Origin of the sequence: Vibrio sp. 10N.261.46.E11, from assembly GCF_041472735.1 — a bacterium.
GTDB lineage: Bacteria > Pseudomonadota > Gammaproteobacteria > Enterobacterales > Vibrionaceae > Vibrio.
In genome coordinates, this window is the sequence record NZ_JBFRQW010000002.1 from 142,712 (window position 1) to 167,262 (window position 24,551).

General features: G+C 44.5%; 18 protein-coding genes and 3 pseudogenes. 13 read left to right on the forward strand and 8 right to left on the reverse strand.

The annotated features are described in order from the left end of the window. Window positions 1-88: 88 nt before the first annotated feature. Window positions 89-349 (reverse strand): annotated as a pseudogene (locus AB4407_RS01070) (HTH-type transcriptional regulator UlaR); the annotation flags it as partial. A gap of 14 nt (window positions 350-363) precedes the next feature. On the opposite strand from AB4407_RS01070, the pseudogene AB4407_RS01075 reads away from it, so the two are divergent. From AB4407_RS01075 to AB4407_RS01100, 6 genes and pseudogenes are all read left to right on the forward strand, one after another. Next, window positions 364-870 (forward strand): annotated as a pseudogene (locus AB4407_RS01075) (PTS ascorbate-specific subunit IIBC); the annotation flags it as partial. Between the two features lie 66 nt (window positions 871-936). Further along, window positions 937-1,404: a PTS sugar transporter subunit IIA gene (locus tag AB4407_RS01080; RefSeq protein ID WP_009845900.1), complete on the forward strand. Its 468-nt coding sequence runs from the start codon at window positions 937-939 to the stop codon at window positions 1,402-1,404. Between the two features lie 16 nt (window positions 1,405-1,420). Further along, window positions 1,421-2,113, forward strand: a complete 693-nt coding sequence (locus AB4407_RS01085; protein WP_029222802.1) for an L-ribulose-5-phosphate 4-epimerase — start codon at window positions 1,421-1,423, stop codon at window positions 2,111-2,113. A gap of 98 nt (window positions 2,114-2,211) precedes the next feature. Further along, the gene (locus AB4407_RS01090) at window positions 2,212-3,033 is read left to right on the forward strand and encodes a pyridoxal phosphatase (RefSeq protein ID WP_009845898.1); all 822 of its coding nucleotides are present in this window, start codon (window positions 2,212-2,214) and stop codon (window positions 3,031-3,033) included. A gap of 4 nt (window positions 3,034-3,037) precedes the next feature. Beyond that, window positions 3,038-3,685, forward strand: coding sequence for a 3-keto-L-gulonate-6-phosphate decarboxylase UlaD (locus tag AB4407_RS01095; RefSeq protein WP_372117758.1), 648 nt, complete (start codon window positions 3,038-3,040; stop codon window positions 3,683-3,685). Window positions 3,686-3,693: 8 nt separating this feature from the next. Further along, a pseudogene (locus AB4407_RS01100) lies at window positions 3,694-4,257 on the forward strand (L-ribulose-5-phosphate 3-epimerase); the annotation flags it as partial. 143 nt (window positions 4,258-4,400) lie between these two features. On the opposite strand, the gene AB4407_RS01105 reads toward AB4407_RS01100, so the two are convergent. After that, the gene (locus tag AB4407_RS01105; protein ID WP_009845895.1) at window positions 4,401-4,610 is read right to left on the reverse strand and encodes a hypothetical protein; all 210 of its coding nucleotides are present in this window, start codon (window positions 4,608-4,610) and stop codon (window positions 4,401-4,403) included. 282 nt (window positions 4,611-4,892) lie between these two features. On the opposite strand from AB4407_RS01105, the gene AB4407_RS01110 reads away from it, so the two are divergent. From AB4407_RS01110 to AB4407_RS01120, 3 genes are all read left to right on the forward strand, one after another. Further along, the gene (locus tag AB4407_RS01110) at window positions 4,893-6,077 is read left to right on the forward strand and encodes a glycerate kinase (protein ID WP_372117761.1); all 1,185 of its coding nucleotides are present in this window, start codon (window positions 4,893-4,895) and stop codon (window positions 6,075-6,077) included. A gap of 199 nt (window positions 6,078-6,276) precedes the next feature. Beyond that, window positions 6,277-7,728 (forward strand): catalase, encoded by a 1,452-nt coding sequence (locus AB4407_RS01115; RefSeq protein ID WP_372117763.1) that lies wholly within the window; start codon window positions 6,277-6,279, stop codon window positions 7,726-7,728. Window positions 7,729-7,932: 204 nt separating this feature from the next. Continuing rightward, complete coding sequence (locus AB4407_RS01120; RefSeq protein ID WP_372117766.1) at window positions 7,933-8,805, forward strand: patatin family protein; 873 nt, start codon at window positions 7,933-7,935, stop codon at window positions 8,803-8,805. Between the two features lie 122 nt (window positions 8,806-8,927). Here the strand turns inward: AB4407_RS01120 and AB4407_RS01125 are convergent, their stop codons facing one another. After that, a complete protein-coding gene (locus AB4407_RS01125) occupies window positions 8,928-9,923 on the reverse strand; it encodes a 2-hydroxyacid dehydrogenase (protein WP_372117768.1) in 996 nt (331 codons plus the stop codon). Window positions 9,924-10,352: 429 nt separating this feature from the next. Between AB4407_RS01125 and AB4407_RS01130 the strand changes: the two genes are divergently transcribed. Further along, entirely contained in the window at window positions 10,353-11,297 is a 945-nt protein-coding gene (locus AB4407_RS01130) for an acyltransferase (protein ID WP_372117771.1), read from the forward strand. Between the two features lie 111 nt (window positions 11,298-11,408). Here the strand turns inward: AB4407_RS01130 and AB4407_RS01135 are convergent, their stop codons facing one another. The 3 genes from AB4407_RS01135 to glgX all read right to left on the reverse strand — a co-directional run bounded on the left by AB4407_RS01135 (window position 11,409) and on the right by glgX (window position 16,254). After that, on the reverse strand, window positions 11,409-12,131 hold the full coding sequence (locus AB4407_RS01135; RefSeq protein WP_372118030.1) for a tRNA (adenine(22)-N(1))-methyltransferase TrmK: 723 nt from the start codon (window positions 12,129-12,131) through the stop codon (window positions 11,409-11,411). A gap of 154 nt (window positions 12,132-12,285) precedes the next feature. After that, complete coding sequence (locus AB4407_RS01140) at window positions 12,286-14,028, reverse strand: diguanylate cyclase domain-containing protein (RefSeq protein WP_372117774.1); 1,743 nt, start codon at window positions 14,026-14,028, stop codon at window positions 12,286-12,288. Window positions 14,029-14,259: 231 nt separating this feature from the next. Further along, window positions 14,260-16,254 (reverse strand): glycogen debranching protein GlgX, encoded by a 1,995-nt coding sequence (gene glgX / locus AB4407_RS01145; RefSeq protein WP_372117776.1) that lies wholly within the window; start codon window positions 16,252-16,254, stop codon window positions 14,260-14,262. Between the two features lie 432 nt (window positions 16,255-16,686). Here glgX and AB4407_RS01150 point away from each other — a divergent pair, with 432 nt between their 5' ends. The 3 genes from AB4407_RS01150 (at window position 16,687) to AB4407_RS01160 (ending at window position 20,060) form a co-directional block, all read left to right on the forward strand. Next, window positions 16,687-18,090 carry a carbohydrate porin gene (locus AB4407_RS01150; protein WP_372117777.1) on the forward strand — a complete coding sequence of 468 codons (1,404 nt, stop codon included), beginning with the start codon at window positions 16,687-16,689 and terminating at the stop codon, window positions 18,088-18,090. A 78-nt stretch (window positions 18,091-18,168) separates the two neighbouring features. Next, a complete protein-coding gene (locus tag AB4407_RS01155) occupies window positions 18,169-19,050 on the forward strand; it encodes a MalM family protein (RefSeq protein ID WP_372117780.1) in 882 nt (293 codons plus the stop codon). 182 nt (window positions 19,051-19,232) lie between these two features. Further along, the gene (locus tag AB4407_RS01160; RefSeq protein ID WP_372117782.1) at window positions 19,233-20,060 is read left to right on the forward strand and encodes an alpha/beta hydrolase; all 828 of its coding nucleotides are present in this window, start codon (window positions 19,233-19,235) and stop codon (window positions 20,058-20,060) included. Window positions 20,061-20,176: 116 nt separating this feature from the next. Here AB4407_RS01160 and AB4407_RS01165 read toward each other — a convergent pair whose 3' ends face one another. Together AB4407_RS01165 and malE are read right to left on the reverse strand one after the other, a co-directional pair. Further along, window positions 20,177-22,999, reverse strand: coding sequence for an amylo-alpha-1,6-glucosidase (locus tag AB4407_RS01165; protein WP_408063683.1), 2,823 nt, complete (start codon window positions 22,997-22,999; stop codon window positions 20,177-20,179). A gap of 77 nt (window positions 23,000-23,076) precedes the next feature. Beyond that, complete coding sequence (gene malE / locus AB4407_RS01170) at window positions 23,077-24,255, reverse strand: maltose/maltodextrin ABC transporter substrate-binding protein MalE (protein WP_372117785.1); 1,179 nt, start codon at window positions 24,253-24,255, stop codon at window positions 23,077-23,079. Window positions 24,256-24,551 lie beyond the last annotated feature (296 nt).

The window sequence follows — 24,551 nt, forward strand, 5'->3', positions numbered from 1 at the left end:
TTTTGGATGTAGGGAGCCGAGCGCCTTAATTTTGATTAAGGCACTGAGCTAAATTTATTATTATTGGTGGGCTAGTTAGCCCTTCGATTTAAACTAGGATGACTTGCGTCCCTTGAGCTTCAATCCGCTTGACGACTTCGGGGTTGGCATCTTTACCAGTGATGACGATGTCTATTTGCTTGGTGCTGCAAAAGAGCATTCCGGTACGTTGTCCAACCTTTGAACTGTCGACAACAACAACGAGTTTATCGACCTGTTCAAGCATTTGCTGCTCTGCTACAGCAGTTAACATGTCGGCTTTGTAGAGGCCAGCATCGGTTAAGCCTTTACCTGAGGTAAACATCCAGTTTAGCGATGTCGCGTCTTGCTGTAGCTGGTGTCTACATGTACTTCGCTTCTAAACAACTACGAGCTGAAGAAGACGCAGAAGCTGCCGCTGAAACAATGACCGCAGTAACACCTGAGGGCATTGAGGTTGAAGTCGCAGTACCACAACAATCAACAGCAACTGATCAATCTCTATCAGGTCCTACAACGTCAGAAATTCGCGTCTCACCAGCAGCTGAACAGAAACCGGTTCGTGTCTTAGTGTGCTGTGGTTCAGGGCAAGGTTCTTCAATGATGTGCTCTAAGAAAATCAAAGAGTACTTGGACAAGAAAGGCATTCCTAGTTCGACCTTTAACAGCGCTATCACTGATTACAAATCGCACCTTGGTTCATTCGACATCATCGTTACTTCGGTTGCTCTGGCAGCGAAGATCACGGGTCTGCCTGAAGGTAAGCAACAGTTAGCGGTTAAGAACATGATTATGGTGAAAACTTTCGGCGACGAGCTTGTTTCCATCATCGAGAACAACTTCCACAAATAATGATAAACGGCTCAGTGGTATCGCACTGCTGAGCCAATAAAAACAATTATATAAGTGAGCAATAACATGAACTTAAAAGAATCTCTTATCAAGAATAACTCTATCCTACTGAACGCAAAAGCAACTGACTGGAAAGCGGCGATCAAGCTAGGTACTGACGCATTGGTTAAAGCCGGTGTTGCTGAAGAGCGTTACTACGACGCGATTACCAAAGCGATTGGTGAAGAAGGCCCTTATATCTGTATTCACGATGCGTTCGCTCTGCCTCATTGCCGCCCTGAAGATGGTGTGATTCGTACCGGGTTTGCGTTAACCGTGCTTGAAACGCCCATTACGTTTGAAGGTGTTGATGAGCCAGTTGATGTACTGATCACGCTAGCGGGTAAAGATTCAGAAGAACACATCGACGGTACCATGCAAGTGGCGAACTTGATTGAGTTCGATGAAGATTTCTCAAAACTTCGCGCATGCAAAAGCCCAGAAGAAGTGGCGCGTTTAATTGATGCTGCGTTACTGCAAGCGGAAGCAGCGTAAGGAGACAACTATGTCTATATATAGCCAATTGAAACAACGCGTCTTAGAAGCCAATTTGCAGCTTCCGAAGTATGGTTTGGTGACATTCACTTGGGGCAATGTCTCTGAGTTTGACCGTACTAATGGCGTGATAGCGATTAAGCCATCAGGTGTCGAATACTGCGATATGACAGCTGAAGATATGGTGGTCGTCGATCTAGAAGGCAACATTGTTGAAGGGAAACTTAATCCTTCAAGTGATACCGCAACTCATTTAGAGCTTTATAAAGCTTTCCCGGAAGTGAGTGGCATTGTTCACACTCATTCACGCAGTGCCACAATTTGGGCACAAGCTGGTATCGATATTCCAGCCTTGGGTACTACTCATGCTGACTATTTCTACGGTGACATCCCATGTACACGTCGATTGTCTCACTCTGAAATTGCTGAAGAGTACGAGAAAAATACCGGCTTGGTGATCATTGAAGAGTTCAAGCAGCGTCGAATCGATCCAATGGCCGTTCCCAGCGTGATTGTTGCAGGACATGCACCTTTCTCTTGGGGCAAAGATGCCAACGATGCGGTTCACAACGCGGTGGTATTAGAAGAAGTTTCTGCAATGGCCTTGGCAACCCGCACCTTGAATAGCGGTATCAAAATTCAGCCAGAACTATCCGACAAACACTACTTACGTAAGCACGGTGAAAATGCTTATTACGGCCAACAGTAAATCGGTTGTTCGTTTAAGTAAGCCGTTTAACGAGCTTCGACTCTAAGTAGTTTCAATATTGAATAGGCCCGACTTCAGGGAATAAGTGAGAGGACTCTATGTATAAAGTGCTGGCGTTAGATCTCGATGGAACCGTGTTAAAGGATGATCACACGATTCATCCAGAACTGAAAAAGGCGATCCAAGAAGCCAAACAAAGTTGTCATGTCGTGATTGTGACTGGTCGACACCACACAGCAGCACGACCTTATTACTACGAATTGGGGTTAGATACGCCAATCATCTGCTGTAACGGCACTTATGTTTACGACTATCAAACTGAAACGGTACTGACTCAAAACGCGATAGATAAAGACAAAGCACTGACCTTCATCGATATGGCAGAAGAGTTTCAGCTCAAAATGGTCATGTACATCACGCATGCCATGACGTACTCACACTACAACCCATTTGCCTACATGTTGGCATTGGAAAGTTGGGCAGAAACGGCACCAGAGCAACATCGCCCTCAAATTTACCAAGTGGAATCATTCATTGAAACGGCTCAGCAAGCCGAACACGTTTGGAAGTTTGTGGTGGAAGGTAGCCAAGACTCAGTAGACCGTTTAATGCAACACCCATGGATAGAAGAGAACTTCAACGGTGAACGTTCTTGGTCAAACCGAATCGACTTTGCTGCGAAAGGTAACAGTAAGGGCCTACGCCTTGCTGAATACATTGCAGAGCTCGGTTATCAAGCAGATGACGTAATTGCCGTCGGTGATAACCATAACGATATATCCATGCTCAAGTACGCCGGATTAGGCGTAGCGATGCTCAATGCTGATGACATCGTCAAGTCACACGTTCAATGCGTGTGCTCAACAGATAACAACCATGATGGCTTAGCCCGTCTAATACGTGAACAAATTAAAGGATAACAACATGACTAAACCAATGATTCAGATCGCCCTAGACCAAACAAATCTTCCTGCAGCCATTGAAGTGGCAAACAACGTTGAAAGCTTCGTTGATGTGATTGAAGTGGGCACTATTTTGGCTTTCGCAGAAGGCATGACGGCGGTTTCTACGCTTCGTAAGAATCACCCAGACCATATCCTTGTATGCGACATGAAAACCACCGATGGCGGTGCTATTTTGGCTCGTATGGCATTTGAAGCGGGCGCTGATTGGATTACCGTTTCTGCTGCTGCACACATCGCAACCATTGGTGCATGTAAGAAAGTCGCTGATGAATTTAACGGTGAAATCCAAATCGAAATCTACGGTAACTTGACAATGGACGACGCTCAATCTTGGGTCGACCTAGGTATTTCACAAGCGATTTACCACCGTTCTCGTGACGCTGAATTAGCCGGTGTAGGCTGGACAGAAGAAGATCTTGTGAAGATGCGTGCCTTGTCTGAAATGGGCATCGAGCTTTCTATCACGGGTGGCATCGTGCCTGAAGACCTTTACCTATTTGAAGGCATTAAAGCGAAAACCTTTATCGCAGGCCGTGCACTTGCAGGCGACAAAGGTAAAGAGACAGCAGAAGCGCTAAAGGCTCAGATCGATCGCTACTGGAACTAGGAGGCGTTATGTATCAAAACTTGTTACGCCACCGTGTAGGGCTTTATGAAAAGGCCCTACCTAACGAACTTAGCTGGGAAGACAAGCTGGCAACAACCAAAGAGCTCGGCTTTGATTTTCTTGAGATATCGGTCGATGAATCAGACGAGCGCCGCAGCCGTTTAGATTGGAATGACGAGGAAGTGTATGCCCTACGTCGCCAGTGTGAAAAGCATGGTGTACCTCTGCAATCCATGTGTTTAAGCGCGCATCGCAAGTTCCCATTTGGTTCAGCAGATCCGGCGATTCGTAAGCAAGCGGTTATCCATATGGAGAAAGCGATCTCGTTGGCTGACAAATTGGGTATTCGCACCATTCAACTCGCTGGTTATGACGTTTACTACGAGCCTGCTGATAAAGTCACTCACCAGAGGTTCATTGAAGGAATGAAGCTTTCGGCGCAGTTGGCTGAAAGATCGGGCGTAATGCTCGCTGTGGAGATCATGGACACCGATTACTTGAATTCTTTGAGTAAGTTCGAAGTGCTGAATCGCGAAGTTAATTCACCGTATTTCACCGCGTATCCGGGTGTGCCTAAATAATTCGACCGTTAGTTCATACCTAGTAACGATTAACCAGTTTCTCTTTGCGTTCTCCATGCTCCTAACGAAAAGAGAAAATGTCGCTCTACACTTTTGAAGCTGAAGTTCTGTCGATTTCGAAATAGTGGCTGCGTTTAAACAGCGATCGTCACATGATCACGACCCACTTCAGCCATTTGAATCAGGTAGTCCGTGTGGTATTTTTTCTTGATGACGATTTGGCTACCGATTTCAGCAACAATCTTTACCACTTCTAACGCATCAGAAGGATGCAACGAAGAGTCTTTTGAAATTTCGATATTAACGCCTAAATTTGCCAATTTGATGATGTCGCTAGAATGCATGGTCATGTCCAAGGTATTTGATTTTCGTGGACTATATCATTATCGATTTATTTAACTCTACTCTACCAAGTCTAAAGTTTCGGTCGATGTTCTCAAACTATGATTCCAATATGTAAGTAGTCGATCTCTCTCACAAACTGGGTGGTTTAATCTCTGCAACGAGATGTGTCTCCTAATTCCTTTATATACTGCCTCTATTAAGTGATTAGCTTGCTGATCTTCAATAGGGGCATTTTGGGGTCGGGCACTCATCAAAACTAATATTCTTTTGGATCTCTCAGTATGAAAATTGTTATTGCACCAGACTCGTTTAAAGAATCACTATCTGCTGTATCGGTGGCGGCGTGTATTGAAAAGGGATTTCGTGAAATCTTCCCCGACGCTGACTATGTGACTTTACCTTTGGCTGATGGTGGCGAAGGCACAGTAGATGTATTGCTACAAGGTTTAGCAGGACAAAAGCGAACACATCAAGTGGAAGGGCCATTGGGCGCATTGGTTAATGCTGAATGGGCGATGCTTGAACCATCCGATCGCAACCCCAACAAAACGGCATTGATTGAAATTGCTGCCGCATCTGGTTTGGACTTGCTGACGCCAGAGCAGCGTGATCCTTTGGTAGCTTCGTCTTTCGGTACAGGGCAGTTGATTTTAGAAGCGATAGAGCAGGGTGCTCAAACGATCATTCTTGGATTAGGTGGCAGTGCGACCAACGATGGTGGCGCGGGTATTGTTCAAGCTTTGGGTGGGCGCTTGTTAGATAGCAAAGGGCAAGATGATAATGTGCAAGAACTCAGCCGAGGTGGCGCTGCATTAGCGGATTTAGCATCTATTGATCTTACTGGCGTAGATTTTCGCTGCGCTGATGTCGATTTGATTTTGGCCTGTGATGTCGATAATCCGCTGTTTGGTGAAAACGGTGCCAGCCATATATTCGGCCCACAAAAAGGGGCAAACCCAGAACAAGTATTAATGCTTGATAAGGCGCTTGAGAATTTTGCTCAAGTTGCAGAAACGCAAGGTTATGTCGGTGGCGATGAGCCGGTTCACAAGCGCACGGGTTATGGCGCGGCTGGTGGCACGCCGATGGGGCTTGGTTTGGTATTCAATATCCAAATTAAACCCGGCATTGAGATGGTTCTCGATGTTTTGCAAGCTGATGATCTATTGAAAGGTGCCGACTTGGTGATTACAGGTGAAGGGCAAATGGACAACCAAACTCTGCAAGGGAAAACGCCTTATGGCATTGCTAAACGTGCGAGCTTACAAGGCATTCCGACCATAGGCATTGCTGGCTCACTGGGAGCAGAAGTAGAAGCACTTTATGATGAAATGAACAGCTTGTTTGGTACGGTTCGTTCTCCTCAGTCATTTAACCAAGTTCTGCTAGAAGCCGAATTAAACCTTACCAGAACGGCGAGAAATATCGCTGCGACTCTGAAACTAGGTCATGCGATCTTGAAATAAAGTTAGCTTTGACAATTGGTTACTTAACATCATGGGTCGATAGGTTTTATAGATAGCAACGATAAATATAAACGATTATATTTTACTTCAACTCAGGTCTATTCTTTATCCATAGTAATTTAGTGGTTTTTAAATAGTGAACCCTCTTAAATCTAAGATGTGGCAACGATGTGACATCTTTAACCCTAAGGAATAGACCATGAGTAAAAAACTGACCACAGCTGCGGGTTGTCCTGTCGCTCATAACCAGAATGTTCAAACTGCGGGCAAACGCGGTCCTCAACTGCTTCAAGATGTTTGGTTTTTAGAGAAAATGGCGCATTTTGACCGTGAAGTCATTCCAGAGCGTCGTATGCACGCGAAAGGTTCGGGTGCTTACGGGACGTTTACCGTTACACACGACATCACAAAATACACCAAGGCAAAACTGTTCTCTGAAGTGGGTAAGAAAACCGACTTGTTTGCACGTTTTACGACAGTAGCGGGCGAGCGTGGCGCGGCTGATGCAGAGCGTGATATTCGTGGTTTTGCATTGAAGTTTTATACCGAAGAAGGTAACTGGGACATGGTAGGTAACAACACGCCCGTGTTCTTCTTACGTGACCCTCTTAAATTCCCAGATCTAAACCATGCGGTGAAACGCGACCCGCGCACCAACATGCGCAGCGCGAAGAACAACTGGGATTTCTGGACCTCGCTACCTGAAGCGCTTCACCAAATCACCATCGTGATGAGTGATCGTGGTATCCCAGCAACTTACCGTCATATGCACGGTTTTGGTAGCCACACATTCAGCTTTATTAACGCAGACAACGAACGTTTCTGGGTTAAGTTTCACTTCAAATCTCAGCAAGGTATTAAGAACTTGTCGGATGCAGAAGCGGCACAAGTGATCGGCGATGATCGCGAAAGTCACCAACGTGATCTGCTAGACAGCATCGACAACCAAGACTTCCCGAAATGGACGTTGAAAGTACAAGTTATGCCAGAAGCGGACGTGGCGAAAGTGCCATACAACCCGTTCGATCTTACTAAGATCTGGCCACACGCAGATTATCCATTGATTGAAGTGGGTGAATTCGAGCTGAACCGTAACCCACAAAACTTCTTCGCTGAAGTAGAGCAGTCTGCATTCAACCCGGCAAACGTGGTTCCGGGTATCAGCTTCTCACCAGACAAAATGTTACAAGGCCGTCTGTTTGCTTACGGTGATGCACAGCGCTACCGTTTAGGTGTTAACCATCAGCATATCCCAGTGAACGCACCTCGTTGTCCTGTCCACAGCTACCACCGTGATGGTGCGATGCGTGTTGATGGTAACTTTGGTAGCACACTTGGCTATGAGCCAAACAACGAAGGCCAATGGGCAGAGCAGCCAGACTTTGCAGAGCCAGCATTGAACCTAGATGGTGCTGCAGCGCATTGGGATCACCGCGAAGATGAAGATTGTTTCTCGCAACCGGGTGACCTATTCCGTCTGATGACACCAGAAAAACAAGCGATTCTGTTTGATAACACAGCTCGTAACCTAGGCGGTGTGCCTAAAGAGATTCAACTGCGTCACCTAAGACACTGTTACAAAGCCGACCCTGCTTACGGAGAAGGCATTGGTAAGCTACTTGAAATCGATGTAAGCGAGTTTAATTCGTAATCGATAATATAATTGGTTAATCAATAGGCCGTTGAGTGATGCACTCACGGCCTTTTTTGATCCTATGGCTTAATAAGCTATTGAATCTTAGTTGATATTTAATGATAGCTTTTGCCTATCAAATTAATAAACTCAGCCCATTATCTTTGTAAGAGTGATCGAATTATTCTACGACTATCAGTTTATAAAGTAGAAGAGTTTGAGATGAGTAACAGCGCATTAATCGTTGAAGGTGGAGCAATGAGAGGCATCTTCGCTGCCGGAGTGTTAGACGCCTTTATGCAAGACGACTTCCGTCCTTATGACTTTGCCATCGGTGTATCTGCGGGTGTGTCCAATTTGGTTGGTTACTTATCTCAAGCACCAAAACGCAGCTACAACGTGATTACCACGATGGCGACCGACAAAACCTTCTTTAACCCTGCTCGCTTTGCCAAAGGCGGCAATTTGGTAGACGTGAAGTGGTTATGGAATGAATCAAATCAACGCTATCCACTCGATTGCGGTGAGATGTTTTCAAGTATCCCACTGATTGCTGCTGTGACTAACGTCGATACTGGCAGTGCGGACTACTATCATATCAAGCCAGAAAATCTTTCCAACGTGGTGGAAGCGACAACAGCTTTACCTATCGCTTACCGTGAAATACCGTGCTTTTCGGGTGGCTGTTATACCGATGGTGGTGTTGCGGATTCGATTCCGGTTCGCGAAGCATACCGTCGGGGTGCGCGAGACATTACGGTGATTCTATCTCACCCATTAAGCTACCGAATGAAACCCCAGAAGTATCAGTGGATGCTGAAAAAGCTACTAAAGAAATTCCCTAATATTGCAGAGTCGATGGCGGTGCGAGCTGAAAACTACAACCAATCTTTGGAGTTTATTCGTAATCCACCAAAAGATGCGACCATCAAGGTGATAGCGCCACCGGAAACGTTCGCGGTTAAGCGACTGACTATGGATCAAAGCATCTTGGATGCAGGTTATGAGATGGGTGTGAAGGCAGGGGAAGAGCATCTGGCTATCAAAAAAGGTGCATACGGGTTAGGTATCGAGGATTGCCACTTCTGCATCTAGTTTTGTTTACGATACAGGCATAAACCAAAAAGCCACGCTGTTCATCCAGAACTCGCGTGGCTTTATATTTTAGAAAACAGTCTGCAATTAAAGTAATCCCGAACCGTTATTAACCTAGCTTGTTATTCGACGAGTTCGTTGCCGCTGGTGTTACCTGTAAAGAAAGCGTCAACGCTGGTTAGGGTTGTATTGGCAATGTTGAACAGTGCATCTTTGGTCAAGAAAGCTTGGTGACCTGTGAACAGCACATTGTGGCAAGCGGATAGACGACGGAATACGTCATCGACAATCACATCGTTAGATTTATCTTGGAAGAACAGCTCTTTCTCGTTGTCGTAAACATCAAGGCCAAGCGCGCCAATCTTGCTCTGTTTCAACGCTTCAATTGCGGCTGTCGAATCAAGCAACTCACCGCGGCTGGTATTGACGATCATCACGCCATCTTTCATTTTCTCAAATGCAGTCGCATCCAACAGATGGTAGTTCTCTTTACTCATTGGGCAGTGCAGAGAAATTACGTCAGACTCTTGATAAAGCTCATCCAATTCCACGTATTTAGCACCCAGTTCAACGGCTAATGGGTTTGGATATGGGTCGTAGCATAAGATGTTCATGCCCAAACCTTTCAGAATGCGCATCGTTGCTAATCCAATCTTACCTGAACCAATCACGCCAACGGTTTTACCGTGGAAGTTAAAGCCTACCAAGCCTTCTAGGGAGAAGTTCGCATCACGAGTACGTTGGTATGCCTTGTGTAGTTTACGGTTCAAACACATCATCATGCCGACAGTGTGCTCTGCTACTGATTCTGGTGAATAAGCAGGAACGCGAACCACTTGCAGGCCAAACTCTTTGGCTGCGTCTAGGTCGACTTTATCAAAGCCTGCACAACGCATCGCAATCAGTTTGGTGCCGCCTTTTGCTAGAATCTCTAGCACATCTCGCGATAGGTCATCGTTTACAAACGCACAAACGACTTCGTTGTCGTGCGCCATTTTTGCTGTTGTTGTCGTGAGTCGAAAATCGTGAAAATGGAACTCGGCGTTGAGTTCGCCTTTCGCTAAGTTGAATGATTTTTCGTCGTATGATTTTGAGCTAAAAAAAGCAATGTTGAGCATGGCTTCCTCTCTTACCTAAAAAATGAATACCCCAATTATGTTTATTTGATAAGGGGTTAAAATTAACAGCTTTGTTCAGTGTGCTAGAGTTTATTTCTCTTGTCTATCACCATTAGTCATTGTAATTACTATGGTTATTTGGTCTTTTATCTTCACTTATTGAACACTGAAAATCGCAGTACGAAGTAGTTTGCTTATAAGTTCATCAATATCGAATGGATCTTACTTTCGGGTGTTGAATGTTGAATGTTGAATGTTGAATGTTGAATTTTCCGGTGTGTGGTGCCTTGTTCGGAGGGGAAGGGAGATCTGAGAATTTATTCATGGCGCGAGAGTGGTTCGATCCCCGAGTTGTTGGTCTAATAACTAAAGAGAATATTTTATAGATGAGTATAATGGCGGCTTTCGATCTCAATATAGCCGTGTTTTATGCTTGATAATCTTCGTATGGCCTTGAACGTGTTGTTCGTGACCATCAATACCGCAATGACTGCGTTTACCGTGAGCTTCTTTGGCCTCATCAAACTGATTCTTCCAATCTCTATTGTTCAAAAGTCATGTACTCGTTTAGCGAATTTCACATTTTGGTGTTGGGCTTCGCTCAATCTTTGGATGTTGAATGTGAATAACGATATCGAGTGGCAAGTTGAGGGCGGGGAAGACATCTCAACTAAACAGTGGTACTTGATGATGTCGAATCACCTGAGCTGGGCGGATATCGTGATCTTGTCTTCGATCTTGAAAGACAAGATGCCAATGACCAAGTTCTTCCTTAAGCATGAATTGCTGTACGTACCTTTTGTGGGCTTGGCCTGTTGGGGCTTGGATATGCCATTCATGCGAAGACACTCACGTGAGTTTTTGATTCGTAACCCTGAGCGTCGCAATGATGATTTCGATGCAATTAATAAGGCATGTACTAAGTTCAAATGGGCACCGACAACCCTGGTGAATTTTGTGGAAGGGACTCGTGCAAACCACGAGAAACTGGCGACGGCGAAAACACCGTATCGACATCTACTCAAGCCAAAAACCGGTGGTGTGGCGTTTGCTCTATCGGCAATGGGCCCAATCTTGGATGGTATTGTGGATGTGACTTTAGCTTACCCAGAAAATCAGGCTTCTCCATTTGAAGACATGCTGAAGGGTAAAATGACCAAGGTGGTGGTGCGTATTAAACTGCACCCAATGGATGAGAACGTGAATGGTAATTATTTTGAAGATAAAGCGTTTAAACGTCGTTTCCACAGTTGGTTGAATAGTACGTGGAAAGAGAAAGATGCTTATCTTGATACGGTTTATGGGGTTGATACCCCCTCTGAGGTTGAAACGACTGATGAGCCAGATGCGGCTCATAAGAAACAAGAACAGTAAGCTCAAACCTAAGCGACAACATTAAAAAAAGCCGATAGCTCATTGAACTATCGGCTTTTTTATTGATTTAGGTTTACCACAGGTAAGCGATATTGTTAGTGCTTACTACTGTTAAATGGCTTGGTACGCATAAATGATGTGCTTCACTTCACTAGGCTTACCTTGCTTCTCTTGGCCTTGATGAATACGTAAGTAGTGCTGCAGTGTTTTGGCTTTGTACTGCTGAGATACCTTCATTTGTTCATCACAACTCGGTAACCAGATCTTGTCACCCACGTTTGATATTTCACTAACCGATCGGCTCTGTTCAGCTTCGCCTGAGTTATTGCTGACCAATAAGATTTCGTAGTAACGGCGGTTCTCTTCAATCAGCACTTCATCAATAAGACCGAATTTGAGCGCTTTTAAATGGCTTCTTAGCTCGAACAGCTGATGAACCGGGCAAAGCAAAAAATCGATCGCTTTGTCTGGATGCTTGCAATGAATATCGTCGACGAGCTTTTGTGTTAGATCGCCTCCCACACCCGCAATAATGACCAGATGTTTGCCAGTGTGCTTTTCCAATGGAATCGCTGCGACATCCATGCAGTAGACTTGCCATTGGCTGATAACCGCTTGTTGGTCTGAATTATCTTGGGGAAAGTAACGCGTTAGCTTGCCTTCCAGTTCATTCATCAGAGAAGGAACAATATCGACAAAATGAATCTGCGGTGCTTTGTTATCCGACAACAATTGAACACCCAAGAAGCCATGATCACAACAACAGTCCCAAATGTGTTGGTAGTCATTGCTGACAAGGGAGTGGAGAGTTTGCAGTCGGTTACTTAGCTTCATAAGGTTCGTGTCGTTAGAAAGGGGAATATTGTCGAGTGAAGGCGCATTGTAATGACTTTCCATAAAAACAAAAGCACCTAGGGGATTAATCCTAGGTGCTTTTTGGTTATCGGTATCGTACCAATCAGTGTGATTCGAGCGTGTTAGCTAATGTCTACGACGCTTTGGCTACGCTTCTAATGTGACCTTCAACTCGATTCTTTCCAAGTTGTAGTGCGATAAGCTTTGCTTGTTCGGCAAGGGCTAAAGCAGAGTCTGTTTCTCCGTCTATTTGCGAAAACCCGACGCTGATACTGAGTGACAATGTGATATCCGGAGTGACTATGGTTTTCTCGGCGATGCTGACTCGACATTGTTCCAATTGGTGCTTGGCATCCTTCGCATCATTCGCTTTGAATAAAACGGCGAACTCCTTGTCCCCAACTCGAGCAAGGCAAAGCCCTTTTGGCTTAGGAAAGGAAGAACGCATCGTTTCTGCGGCAAGCTTTATCATCTTGTCGCCAATCGCTTCACCGTAAGCTCGATTTACGTGGTCAAAGTTATCGATATCGAGTAGAGCGACATAGGTATCGGGTTCGCACGCGTAATTGTCGATCGCGATGTTAAAGCTACTTTTGTTGTCTAGTTGAGTCATGGGATCTTTACTGCTCAATTGATGGTGGAGCAGTAAGTTAGACAACGAGACTTCCGTGTAATCTTTGATCATACGTAAAATACTTTGGCTGACCGGCAGGGGAGCATTGACGTAAATTATCGCGATTAGCTGGTTACGAAAGTGCAAAGGGATACAGTAGTGGCGTTGGAGTATTTTGAGTTTACGAGCCAATGGATCCGCGTATTTACTGCTTCGATAAACCATGGTCTCGGGAGCAAATCGCTCAGCAAGGGCTTTGTCAGAATGTACCGTTGATTTGTTTCCATGATAATCGATGGTACTGAATGAATGGCTCTCTGCTTGATAAAGGCAGAATTGAATGCCTTTTTGATAGGTAAAGCTATTGAATATAGCTTTTAACTCTCGTTTAAAGCTGGCGAGATCATCAACTTTATTCAGTTGAGACAACGATATGTTCAAGCGATGAGCCAGGTAGTGCGCGCCAATCCATAATAGAAGCAGTGACCCGAGTACCACGCCAGTTAGCGTAAATTGGTGTGAGCTGGTGAGTATGTCGTGACGATCAGTGCCCGAGACGAATACCCAGTTTAAGCTGTTGTCAGCATCAAATACCGTTATTTTGAAATTATCTTGATAGTAGTATTCGTGTTGTCCGACGGTCTCACCTTGTGAGAGCTGATGGCTTATTCCTGCATGATAGCTGATGGATTTGGAACCAATGCGTTTCGGATCAGGATGGAAAACCAATCGTTCGGTTGCTCGATCAACCACAAACATATAGCCACGGTCTAATGTCTTTAAGTCTCTCAGGCCTTGCGTGGTATGCAAAAGGTCAAACTCAATCCATATTTCTTTGTTCAACTTTTTCGCCGTGTGTTTGATTGCGAAAACCCAACGACCATCGGGTTTTTGATAGATAGAAGAGATGTAAAAACCTTCTACAACACTATCTACCGGATTCCATTGGATGGCATCTATCTGCTCATGAGAAAGAGGCAGACCACGAGTTGAGATATATTGTTGGGATTGAGGCTGGTATTGAACAATATCGGAGAAGTTAGGTGTTCTTTTAAGAATATTGTCACTGATATCCCTGAACTTTTGTTCACCGACTGCGCTTGATGTAGATAAGCTTAAACTGGTTTCCAAAAAATAGAGTTTGCCGAATGTGGCTTCGATGTTGGAATTGATGATGGAACTAGCGATACGAATATTTGATAGTGATTGTTTTTTTGCCGTCGTTTCTACTTTTTCAAGTTGAGCTGCAGCAAGATAGAGCATCCCTCCAGTTAATAAAATAATGTATGGTTTAAAAAGCCGAATTAATGTTTTAGGTAAAGCCATGATATCCAAAGACGTTATAGATTCATTTTTATAGTACGGCCATACTAAACAGTTTTCGTAATCACATCAATGCAAAATGTTCCATATAAAAAATTGAGTTTGTGACGTTCAGCTAATAAAAAAGCCAGTCATAAAAATGAACCGGCTTCTTTGATTTCTGGCGTTTTATTAAGCAGGTTTAGCTTTACCCTCAACCGAATCAGTCTTGTTTGGCGAATAGTGTAAAATTGCCATTGAAACGGGAGATAACAGCATTTCACCTTCGGCGTGACCCGGTTTCACGTTTCGCAAGTTGGTATCACAGATGGTTACCCAGTCTTGCTTACGGTCGCTCGGTAAAGAAAATCGAGCAGGTGCGTTGGTTTGGTTGATCAGATAAATCAACTCGTCGCCATCTTTGCCGATGCCTAAATGTAAGGCTACAGAGCTTAAACGGTTCCAATCATCATGTTCCATGATTGTGCCATCAACACGGCTCCAGAATATACGGTTAGAGTTACGTTTTTCACCACTGAATGCTTTGATAAACGGCACCATGTATTGCTGACGTGCGGAGATCATCTCAGATAACCAAGCCTTGAAGTAGGTTTTACGCTCCGAGCTTTCCCAGTTAAGCCAGCTGGTGACGCCGTCTTGGCAGTACGCGTTGTTGTTACCCTTTTGAGTATGAGATAACACATCGGCCGTCAAAATATGCGGAATACCGAATGCAAACAGCAGGCTTGCCATGAAGTTACGCTTTTGCTTTTCACGGGTTGCGATAACTAACAGGTTTTCTGTGTTGCCTTCAACTCCATAGTTTTCAGAGCGATTATCACCGTGTCCATCGCGGTTGCTCTCACCATTTTCTTCATTGTGCTTATGTTTATAAGAAACAAGATCTTGCATGGTGAAACCGTCATGATAAGTGATGTAGTTGACGGTTAATTTGTACGGCCAGTGCGCAGCACTGTAGATGTCACGAGAGCCCATTAAGCGAGTCGCAAACTCTTTCAAGTAGCCTTGATCACCACGCCAGAAGCTACGAGTGATATCTCGCAGCTTGTCGTTACACTCATTCCACCCCAAAGGAAAATTACCAACTTGGTAGCCATTTGGCCCGATGTCCCATGGTTCTGCAATTAACTTGGTTTCTTTCAGTACCGGGTCTTGGGCAACGGTTTTGAAGAAAGCAGCCTCAGGATTGTAGTTATCGCCTTCGCGCCCCAGTGTTGCTGCCAAATCAAAACGGAAGCCGTCGACTTGGAACTCACTAACCCAGTAGCGCAGTGTATCCATTACTAAGTTCAGTGCTGGTTGGTGGGTGAGGTCGACCGTATTGCCACAACCGGTGAAGTTCGCGTAATGACAGCCATGCTTAATGTAGTAGTGGCTATCCAGTGCTTTTAGGTTGAAGGTTGTACCCCCTTCACCACCTTCAGCTGTGTGGTTGTATACGACGTCAAGGATGACCTCGATACCATTGCGGTGCAGTTCACGAATCGCGGTTTTGAGCTCAGTAACTGCGTCTTTTTCTGCATAGCGTGGGTCTGGCACCATAAACAGATATGGGTTGTAACCCCAATAGTTTACTTTCCCCATATCCAATAGGTGGGGTTCATGCATACACGCAGCAATAGGTAAAAGTTGTAGAGAATTGATATTTTGCTGTTTGTAGAATGCCAGCATTTCCGGGCTAACTAACCCCAAGTAGCGGCCTTTAGTGTTGGTCGCTACTTCAGGATGAAGTTGAGATAGGCCTTTTACATGGGTTTCAAAAAGAACGGTCTCTTCGCGGCTAATACGCGGCTTTTCCACACCTTGCCAATCGAACGAGTCATCGACAACGATACATTTCGCCATCGAAAAGCTCTTTTCATTGGTATAGGGCGTTGCATAATCGAGCGGTTCGCTTATTGCTTTAGCGTACGGGTCTGAAAGTAGGATAGGTCCGTTGTCTGTTTCTGCAATGAAACCGTATTTTTGTCCTGCTCTAATACTTTCAATAAATACATATCTGATATCAGCGTATTCATTTTCCAATTTATAAGTGGTGAACTCATCGTTCTCGTCAAAAAGAGCGAGAGAGAGGGATTTACAGTCAGGAGAATAAATTGAGAAGTTGCAGCCAGTGTTACCTAGCGTAGCGCCTAGTGGATAAGGGCGAGCGAGCGTTCTAGTCATTGCTTGATTTCTTGTTCGTTTATCAACATCAGTGAACTATTAGTAAAAGGCTTTGTCCCAGTAAGGTCAAGCAACTTCAGAGAATAAATTTTGTTGAAAAATAATTCATCGATGAAGTTCAAATTATATATTTGAAGTAGATCTCACTTATGTTGAATAATTAGATCTGTGTGCTGTCTACTCCTCCTAAATTAAGTGATCCAACCCCTTAAAACACCATTCCGTATAAATTCTACTCCCTTCTCATCCCCCTTAATTTAGTTCGGGGTGGAGGAAGTCAAACTTGTCATCCCCTCTTAATATTGGCTCCGTTGAAACGAATCAGGGGAAACCCTAAACCTCTCTATCTTACGCCCGCCATTACTGCCTTTGGTTGTCGCAAGAGAGCAAAAATATAAAACCTAAAATAAATCGTCCTTAATGGAGTTAAGAATGAAAAAAGTAAGTTTGATTGCTGCTGCAGTGGCTTCTGCACTTGTCGCTGGTTCAGCGTTCGCAGAAAATGACGTTGCACTTGATGTAACAAGTGGTGACTCTGCAATGGAAGTAGAGGTGAAAAACCCTACTGACGTTATCACTGACGGCTGGGAAGTTCACGGTTACATGTCTTCTAACGTTCGTGTTGTCGACGGTAAAACAGTAGACACTGAATTCGGTAAGCCAGATTACAAAACAGCGGGTACTCACGGTAAGAGTACTAACCAAGTTGAATTTGTAATTAAGAAGCACTCTGAGTACCAAAATGGTGTGTGGGCCGACTACGTTCTTCGTACTGAATATGGTAACGGTAACTCATACGCTTATTCTTCTGAAGGCGGACAAAAGAAGAATGATGATTCTCAGTTTGAAGTAAAAGAAGCTTTTGTTGAGCTCGGCGGCATTTTAGGTGAAGACACTTCTATTTGGGGTGGTCAACGTTACCTAAACCGTGCAGCAGGTCTTTTATCTGGTGAGTTCTGGAAACAATCATCTGGTATTGGTGCAGGTATTCAAACTAAGCTTGCAGGACATACTGCTGGTATCGCTTATGTAATGGCTGATCCTGATGCGGGTGCTGCAGATTCTTACGCGATAGACTGTAAGCAAAAAGATGGTACTACATCGACAGATCCTAATAAATGTAAAGTTAATAAAAACGGTGCAAAAGAAAGAGAAACTCTCTCTTCTATCGATTTGTACTACTACGGCGTAGATGCGGGTATCGGCAGCCTAGACTTTGACTTTAAATATGGTCAGAAACACATTAATAATGGTGAAGATCAAGATGGTTTCGGTGCTTCTGTGACACTAAACACAAGCTACTATGGCCTAGACGGTTGGACTCAAAATGTCATTGCTTATGGTTCTGGTGTAATGCAAAACCGTGGTGTTAACTTCGGTGGTTGGTCTGGCGGCAATGATAAAGCTGAGTCTCTATTCTTAACTTCTTACGGTGTGCTTAACATCTCTGAAAAATGGCAGTTAGGTACGGAAGCCGTGTACTTTACAGCTCTTGACCAATTGTTTGGTGCTGACGGTTTGACTCGTTACATGGTTGCTGCTCGTCCTTCTTACAAACTGAACGACAACATTCGCTTAGAAGCTACGGCTTCTTATGCACATGAAGAAGGTGATGAAGGTTACTGGAATCGCACTGGTGATGCTGTAGAGAGCGATATTCTTAACCTAGAAATTGCAACTGCATTTACAGCGAACTCTGACTTCTTCGGTCGTCCACAAGTTAAGCCTTACATTAGCTACATTAAAGCTGATGATGAAGCAAGTGCTAAACAAATTGGTATCGATAACGGTAAAGACGAATTTGTATTCGGTGTACACACTGAAATTTGGTTCTAAACCGTTTAAAGTATAAGGCAGCCATTGGCTGCCTTTTTCCGTTTCCCCCAACAACAACCAATAGTGAGAGAGATTACAATGACAAATAAAAGCTCTATGTTAGCCGTGGTACTAGGTGCCTTGCTAAGCGGTTGTGCTTCCGATGCTCAGGTTCAAACTAAACTCGATGCACCCACTAATGCAGAAGTATGCTGCAGCGATTTTTCGCAGTACCCATACGCACAATTGAATGACAATGAAGATTTAAAGTTTGATATCGACTTGGGCTCACCTGTCGGTACATTTACAACAGGTAATAGCCACTTTGCAGCGTTCAAGTTCAGCGAGCGCTCAGGGGAGATGGTCGTTAAGCTATCGAGCTTGATGATCGATGATTCAGTTTTTGCTCCAGAAGCCATGCTTCTAGATGAAAACTTTAAGCCAGTGCAAACATTGAAGTTTGAAGACTTTAAGGTTCAGGCATCCGACGCTTTTACTCGCACGAGTTACATCGAGCGCTTGCGTATTGATGCGAGTAAGACACCTTATATTATTATCTACACGCCTGCTGATGAGCTTGGCAATAAGGTGAAAGTTGATCACCCAGCAAAGTTGCGAGCAAAAGAATTTGGTGAGGTGATGCCTATGGTCACCGATCCGGTATACACCAATCAATTAGGTGGTCGTTTAGAGTTAGAAATTAAAACTTTAAAACTTCGCCCTTACCGTGCTAAACCTGCCGTAGCGCCAGTCGTTGCTGCCCCTGCCGCTATGGCAGCGACTGCAACAGCTGTTGTACCGAAGAAAGCAGACACACAGATACGTGTGCAGCAAGAGACAAAAGACTTCTATTTGTCTGCTATACAAAATGCGGTGAAGTCAGGTGATATACCGAAAGCTTTAGGTTTGTTAGATGAAGCGAAGGCGCTGAATGTTGAAGGTGCACAAGAAGCTTTTGTGCGAGCCGTCAACGCAAAATAGCTTTGTTAGCTTGTTAGCTTGTTAGCTTGTTAGCTTAATAACTTAATAGATTAGTAGGCTTAATGGCTTAGCAGCCCAGTATCTTAGTCGCTTAGATAAAGATAGAGATAAAGATAGAACGCTCCTTTAAAGGGGCGTTTTTTGTATCTGAATTTATAGACACTTCAAGTTTAGAGGTCGTTATGCAATCTGAATTGATAATTATCGATGAGTTCTTTATTCCACAGTTGAATCGAACTCGAACGCTCCGCATTTACCTTCCTGCGGGGTATCACCAAGCAGAACACGCTTATCCTGTCTTATACATGCATGATGGGCAGAATGTCTTTGAGAAGTCTACAGCGACGTATGGGATGTGTTGGGATGCACAAACGACACTCGATGAGATGCAAAGGCTCGGTAAGTTATCAGGGTTAATTGTTGTCGCCATCGACAGCAGTCATGAGCTTAATGGCATGGAGCGTTATAATGAGTATTCGCCTTGGCGCGCTAACCAAGAGATAAAAGAGCTGGGTGTTGGTGATGAACTGCTTAAATTTGGTGGCGAAGGGGACGAATATATGGCGTTTATCTGTCATACATTGAAGCCTTATATAGACCAAACATACAGAACAAAGCCGCATCGAGAGTTTACGTACCTTGCTGGCAGTTCAATGGGCGGGCTAATTAGCTTATATGGTGGCTCACTGTACCAGAATACCTTTGGCGTGCTTGGGGTTTTCTCTCCGGCGTTTTGGTTCAATAAACCCTCATACTTTGAGTATATGAAAGAGTTTAACTTTCTGTCTCCAACGAAAATATATATGGATATGGGAACGAATGAAGCGCGTGAAGAGGCAAGCGTAGATTTTGCTGACGTTTATCTGAGTGGTTCAAGGGCAATGAACACGTTACTCACTCAAAAGCCGAACGTGACGCTGTTTTATCAAGAAGGACAAGGTCATCAACACAATGAACTGGCTTGGTCGTTGCGATTCCCGGATTTTATCGACTTTATTTTTAGACAATAAAAGAAGGCCTAACTCCGTTTTGTCTTCGTAAACGGTGTATTAGGCCTGCTTTTTTATCGCTTTATAGCCGTATCACTTTATACGTCTATAAAGCGATAGGCTTAGTATCAGCAAAGCTAGTCCTTGGCTGCTGACAATTTTTGCTTATTGCGCTTGTTCAACAAGTAGTCCTTGCTCATCAAACTGTTGTGTTGCCTTGCAAAGTCGGGCTTGGCAAATTGTAAATCGCGTAAGATGGCGTTATTTGGCTTTGGTTGAATCTCAAACTGCGCTTGTTTGTCGTTGACCGTGACCTGTTGTTGGTGACTGTCGATCATGATCTCCAACGATTGTGTTAATGGTGTCGAGATTACGGCAACAGACTCATGGTTTATGTCTAGCGTAAGCACCAATGTGATTTCGGGACTTACCGTATCTTCTAGATTTGACTGAATCTTGTAATGAGAAATCCCATTTTTGGATTCAAATGACAGTCGTAGCTGGTTTCCTTGACCAAAAGGCAACGAAGCCACTAATTCGCTCCAACAGCTTGGGAAGTTTGGTGTTAGGAGTATCTGATTGTCCAATAAGCGTGGGCAATATCCCCAATAGTCCTGTTGCGCGTTACGAGCGTATTCTGAAACAGACCAGGCTTGAGCGAACGTCCCTGATTCTACAAGGTCGCGGTCACTATCTTGGAAAGCGTCTAAATTCTCACTCATTGTCCCTCTACAGCCTTGTGTAAGGATCTGTTTTGCCAAGTTTTTGGATAGTTGGTAACTGAGATCTTGCTGCTTAAACTTATTGAGCGCCGTAATGGTAAAGCCCGCATTCCACCCCCAGATCGTCCCGTTGTGATAAGCCGCGTCCTTGTGGTACATGGCTTGATTGTCGTGATAAGGATGAAAATCGACATGCTCTTGTTGTAAGGAGCAGATCCCCCATGGGAACAATAGCGTTTCTACCGCGTTCTTGACGATGTATTGCTCTCTTTCATTTTGATTAAGCTGGCTTTTCTGAGGAATTGAAATCGTCATCAACTGATTTGGGCGTACGCTATAATCAGGCACATCATCTTGTGATAAATGATCGGCTAGGCGATGGTTTTTATCATCCCAAAACTTGGTGGCGAAACTTTCTTTCACTTTTCCGGCTTGGATTGTCCAGCTCTTTTCTGATTCAGAGTCGCCCACCAGAATAGCGAGTTGAATAGCGCAGTTTAAGCTTTCAAACCACAAAGCTTGGATGTCATTGGCTTTAGGCCCGCGAGGAGACCAAGGTGTCATCCCATCAATTTTTGCATCCATCCACGTATCAGGGTGGCGATGTGCCATCAGGCTATCTTTATTCGAATAATCTTCGTTCAAGCCATCTTTATTCAAGCTATCTTCATTCAAGTAGTGTTTTTCGACACCCGTGATGAAACGCTTGAGAGTAGGGTAAATGGCCTTAGCGAACGCCACATCGCCAGAGTAGTTGATGTACTCAAGGGCTTCACGAATCATCCAAGGAGTGCCATCGGTGGTGTTATAAATGATGTTCGTTTTACTCGTCACTCGATTCGGGATTCGGCCGTAATTTGTGGAATTTTCGTCGAGCATCTGCATGGACGCAAAGTTTTCAATGATCTCTTTTGCTTCATTGAATAAACCATTTACCAGGCTTGTACCAGACAGCGCGATAAAGGTGTCGCGGCCCCAACAGTCCTTGAACCAAGGTAATCCAGCCCAAATGCCCGTGCCGAACTCATGACTCACAAAGGTTCGGCTTGCAAGGCGCGACCACATGACGGCTTGGTTGTATTCAAGGTCGTTGGTCCACAAATAATTATTGGTTAAGAACTCATAAATCCGCTGTTGGTGAAGAACGTGTTCGTTATTTTTGACCGCTTGATTAACCAATGAACTAGCGGCTTTGAGGGTTTCAGCAAAGCCGAGGTAGACGACAAGTTCAGTTTGGTTATCTGACGTCGTGAGCATGAGTTTTGCGTTGCTCTCTGAGAGCTGAACTAGGTCGCGAAGTTCAGGGTGAGCGTCTAGCGAGATCTCTCGCGCATGTACAGCATGGTTACTCGCGATAGCGACAAACCTTGGGCAGCCGTCTGGGCAAACTTGGGGGCTGAGTTCTATGACGATATTTGAGTCTGAAGTATGAACTTGAGAGTGACTCGTCGGTATGTTGAGTTCTGGAATTAGGCTCAAAGCGCTCGGTTTGTTGGACGATACCGTAAGCGATACGAGTCTGGAACCTTGAATCAGGCGCAGCGACTCTCGACTATTCTCATAATGATGTTCAATACCATAAGGCGTCAGGCTAGCACGCTCAGCCTCTAACTTGTTATTGAACTTGCCGTCGATATAGCTGGCGAAGGTGCCCAGTATCCAACCTTGGTGGTGACGATATTTCCCACCGTTTACATAGCTATAGGTTTCTCCATGATAGTAACCATCGACATTATCCCCGAACACAAACGGGAATGACTGTGTCTCTGAGATGGTGAGCTGCTGGAATAGTTGGTCATGTGACATTGCAAATTCAGGGTGTTGCCAGCTAGGCTGCGAGTCCGCTACCTCTATCAGATGTGTGTTAACAGGCTCGCGTTGAGGTGTTGATAGATTATTGTATTCCCCCTTGGTTACGGTGATCGTTGGCGTCGAAGAGCTAAATTGCACCTTCAAGGAGTATTGACCAGCGACAGCGGGAGAGAGCAGCAGATCATTGCCAATACCTTGTGTGTTGATAAGAGGCATCGCTTGTTCTAATTCGCAGAGTGTGGCTTCACTTTCATGCCCTGAAAGCGTCCATTGCTTGGTGCCATCTGAATCCGAAATTTTGAAGCGATAAAGGTCGGTAGATAAGCATAGGTTTGCTCGATAGGAGCCGTCTTGCTCTTTGAACAATGGGGTGTCTAACCCCCAACCATTGAACGTACCTTTTAGGTAAAGAGTAGGGATTTGCATAGCGATTTGATTTCCAAAACAAAAAGGCACAGCATGCGCTGTGCCAAAGGATAATAGGATATTAATATGAGGAAAGGTTATTTGGTGATTTGTTTTGCTGCTGTGTCTAGCGCTTCTCTAACGGTTTGCTTACCCTGCATCGCGTTATCGATAGCTGCACCTTCAGCGAACCAGTAAGCCGTCATTTGCGGGATGTTTGGCATGATTTCGCCGTTTTCAGCATTCGTCATGGTTGATTTGATGCGATCATCGCTCTCAAGAATTTTTTGGAATGATTTTAGTGTCACCGCGCCAAGAGGCTTGTCATCATTCATGGTTTTCAGAGCGTTGTCTTGGAATAGGTAGTTTTCTAAGAACTCGACAGCAAGATCAGTATTTGGACTCGCAGCATTGATACCCGCACTTAGGATTCCAACAAATGGGTTACCTTTACCGCCATTTAATGTCGGTAGTTCAGCAACGCCATAATTAACACCAAGCTTGTCTAAGTTACCCCAAGACCAAGGGCCATTAATGGTCATTGCCACATTGCCATTGGTGAACTCTGCTTCTGCTACTGAGTAATCCATATTCGGGTTAACTACCCCTTGGTTTACCATATCAACTAAGAATTGAAGGCCGCGAACACCCGCTGCATTGTTAACACCTGTGCTTTTAGCGTCATAGCCTGTTGCTGTTTTTTCAAACGCGAAGGCACCACCGGCAGAGATCATCGGCCATGTGAAGTACGCATTTTTCACATCCCACATGATGGCTTTTTTGTTTTGCTTAGCCATTTCTTTCTGAATGTCCGCAAGCTCTTCCCATGTTTTTGGTGGGTTTGGAAGTAGGTCTTTGTTGTAGATTAGAGAAGGTGCTTCGATTGCTAAAGGGTAGCCTACAACTTTACCGTTGACCGTCACCGCATCCCAACTGAAGTCGACAAGCTTTTCTTTGAATTCTTTACTTGGGTTAAGTTCGTGAAGTAGCCCTGATTCTGCGTAGCCACCAAAACGGTCATGTGCCCAGAAAATGATGTCAGGGCCACCGCCAGTTGCTGCGTGTTGTTGGAATTTAGCTTCCAGTGAGTCTGGGTACTGAACGTTAATTTTTACACCGGTATCTTCTTCGAATTGTTTACCGATTTCAGCAAGACCGGCATAACTTTTATCGCCGTTGATCCAGATTGTTATTTCACCTTCTTCCATAGCAAAAGCCGGTGCATTGAAAAGAGCAGCAAGGGTACAAATAGACAGTGTTTTCAATAGAGGTTTCATAGTTTCATTCCATATTCAGAAGGTTATCCATAACGATAATCACTTCTATCAGTTCTTATTATCTGAGAGTGATTTTAGCGATTTCCTCTCTTCTTGAGAAATAGGTAAACAGGTGGGAGATATAGTAAAAATCTATATCATTATGGTGGGCCTAGTATTTTGGTGGCAGCGAGCAGCTTTTGTGATGTTGAACGTGAAAAGAAATGTGAAGACGGGCTCAAACAAATTGATGGTGATTTGGTTATCGCTTGCTAAGAAGAGTGTTGCGTATATTGGCTTATGCGATGTCGGGTCCA

What these genes read in the sequence shown, in the direction of transcription:
- AB4407_RS01080 (WP_009845900.1), top strand. Translation starts at nt 937, where the DNA reads ATGAACTTAAAAGAATCTCTTATCAAGAATAACTCTATCCTACTGAAC.
- AB4407_RS01090 (WP_009845898.1), top strand. Translation starts at nt 2,212, where the DNA reads ATGTATAAAGTGCTGGCGTTAGATCTCGATGGAACCGTGTTAAAGGAT.
- AB4407_RS01095 (WP_372117758.1), top strand. Translation starts at nt 3,038, where the DNA reads ATGACTAAACCAATGATTCAGATCGCCCTAGACCAAACAAATCTTCCT.
- AB4407_RS01105 (WP_009845895.1), bottom strand. Translation starts at nt 4,610, where the DNA reads ATGCATTCTAGCGACATCATCAAATTGGCAAATTTAGGCGTTAATATC.
- AB4407_RS01110 (WP_372117761.1), top strand. Translation starts at nt 4,893, where the DNA reads ATGAAAATTGTTATTGCACCAGACTCGTTTAAAGAATCACTATCTGCT.
- AB4407_RS01115 (WP_372117763.1), top strand. Translation starts at nt 6,277, where the DNA reads ATGAGTAAAAAACTGACCACAGCTGCGGGTTGTCCTGTCGCTCATAAC.
- AB4407_RS01120 (WP_372117766.1), top strand. Translation starts at nt 7,933, where the DNA reads ATGAGTAACAGCGCATTAATCGTTGAAGGTGGAGCAATGAGAGGCATC.
- AB4407_RS01125 (WP_372117768.1), bottom strand. Translation starts at nt 9,923, where the DNA reads ATGCTCAACATTGCTTTTTTTAGCTCAAAATCATACGACGAAAAATCA.
- AB4407_RS01130 (WP_372117771.1), top strand. Translation starts at nt 10,353, where the DNA reads ATGCTTGATAATCTTCGTATGGCCTTGAACGTGTTGTTCGTGACCATC.
- AB4407_RS01135 (WP_372118030.1), bottom strand. Translation starts at nt 12,131, where the DNA reads ATGAAGCTAAGTAACCGACTGCAAACTCTCCACTCCCTTGTCAGCAAT.
- AB4407_RS01140 (WP_372117774.1), bottom strand. Translation starts at nt 14,028, where the DNA reads ATGCTCTATCTTGCTGCAGCTCAACTTGAAAAAGTAGAAACGACGGCA.
- glgX (WP_372117776.1), bottom strand. Translation starts at nt 16,254, where the DNA reads ATGACTAGAACGCTCGCTCGCCCTTATCCACTAGGCGCTACGCTAGGT.
- AB4407_RS01150 (WP_372117777.1), top strand. Translation starts at nt 16,687, where the DNA reads ATGAAAAAAGTAAGTTTGATTGCTGCTGCAGTGGCTTCTGCACTTGTC.
- AB4407_RS01155 (WP_372117780.1), top strand. Translation starts at nt 18,169, where the DNA reads ATGACAAATAAAAGCTCTATGTTAGCCGTGGTACTAGGTGCCTTGCTA.
- AB4407_RS01160 (WP_372117782.1), top strand. Translation starts at nt 19,233, where the DNA reads ATGCAATCTGAATTGATAATTATCGATGAGTTCTTTATTCCACAGTTG.
- AB4407_RS01165 (WP_408063683.1), bottom strand. Translation starts at nt 22,999, where the DNA reads ATGCAAATCCCTACTCTTTACCTAAAAGGTACGTTCAATGGTTGGGGG.
- malE (WP_372117785.1), bottom strand. Translation starts at nt 24,255, where the DNA reads ATGAAACCTCTATTGAAAACACTGTCTATTTGTACCCTTGCTGCTCTT.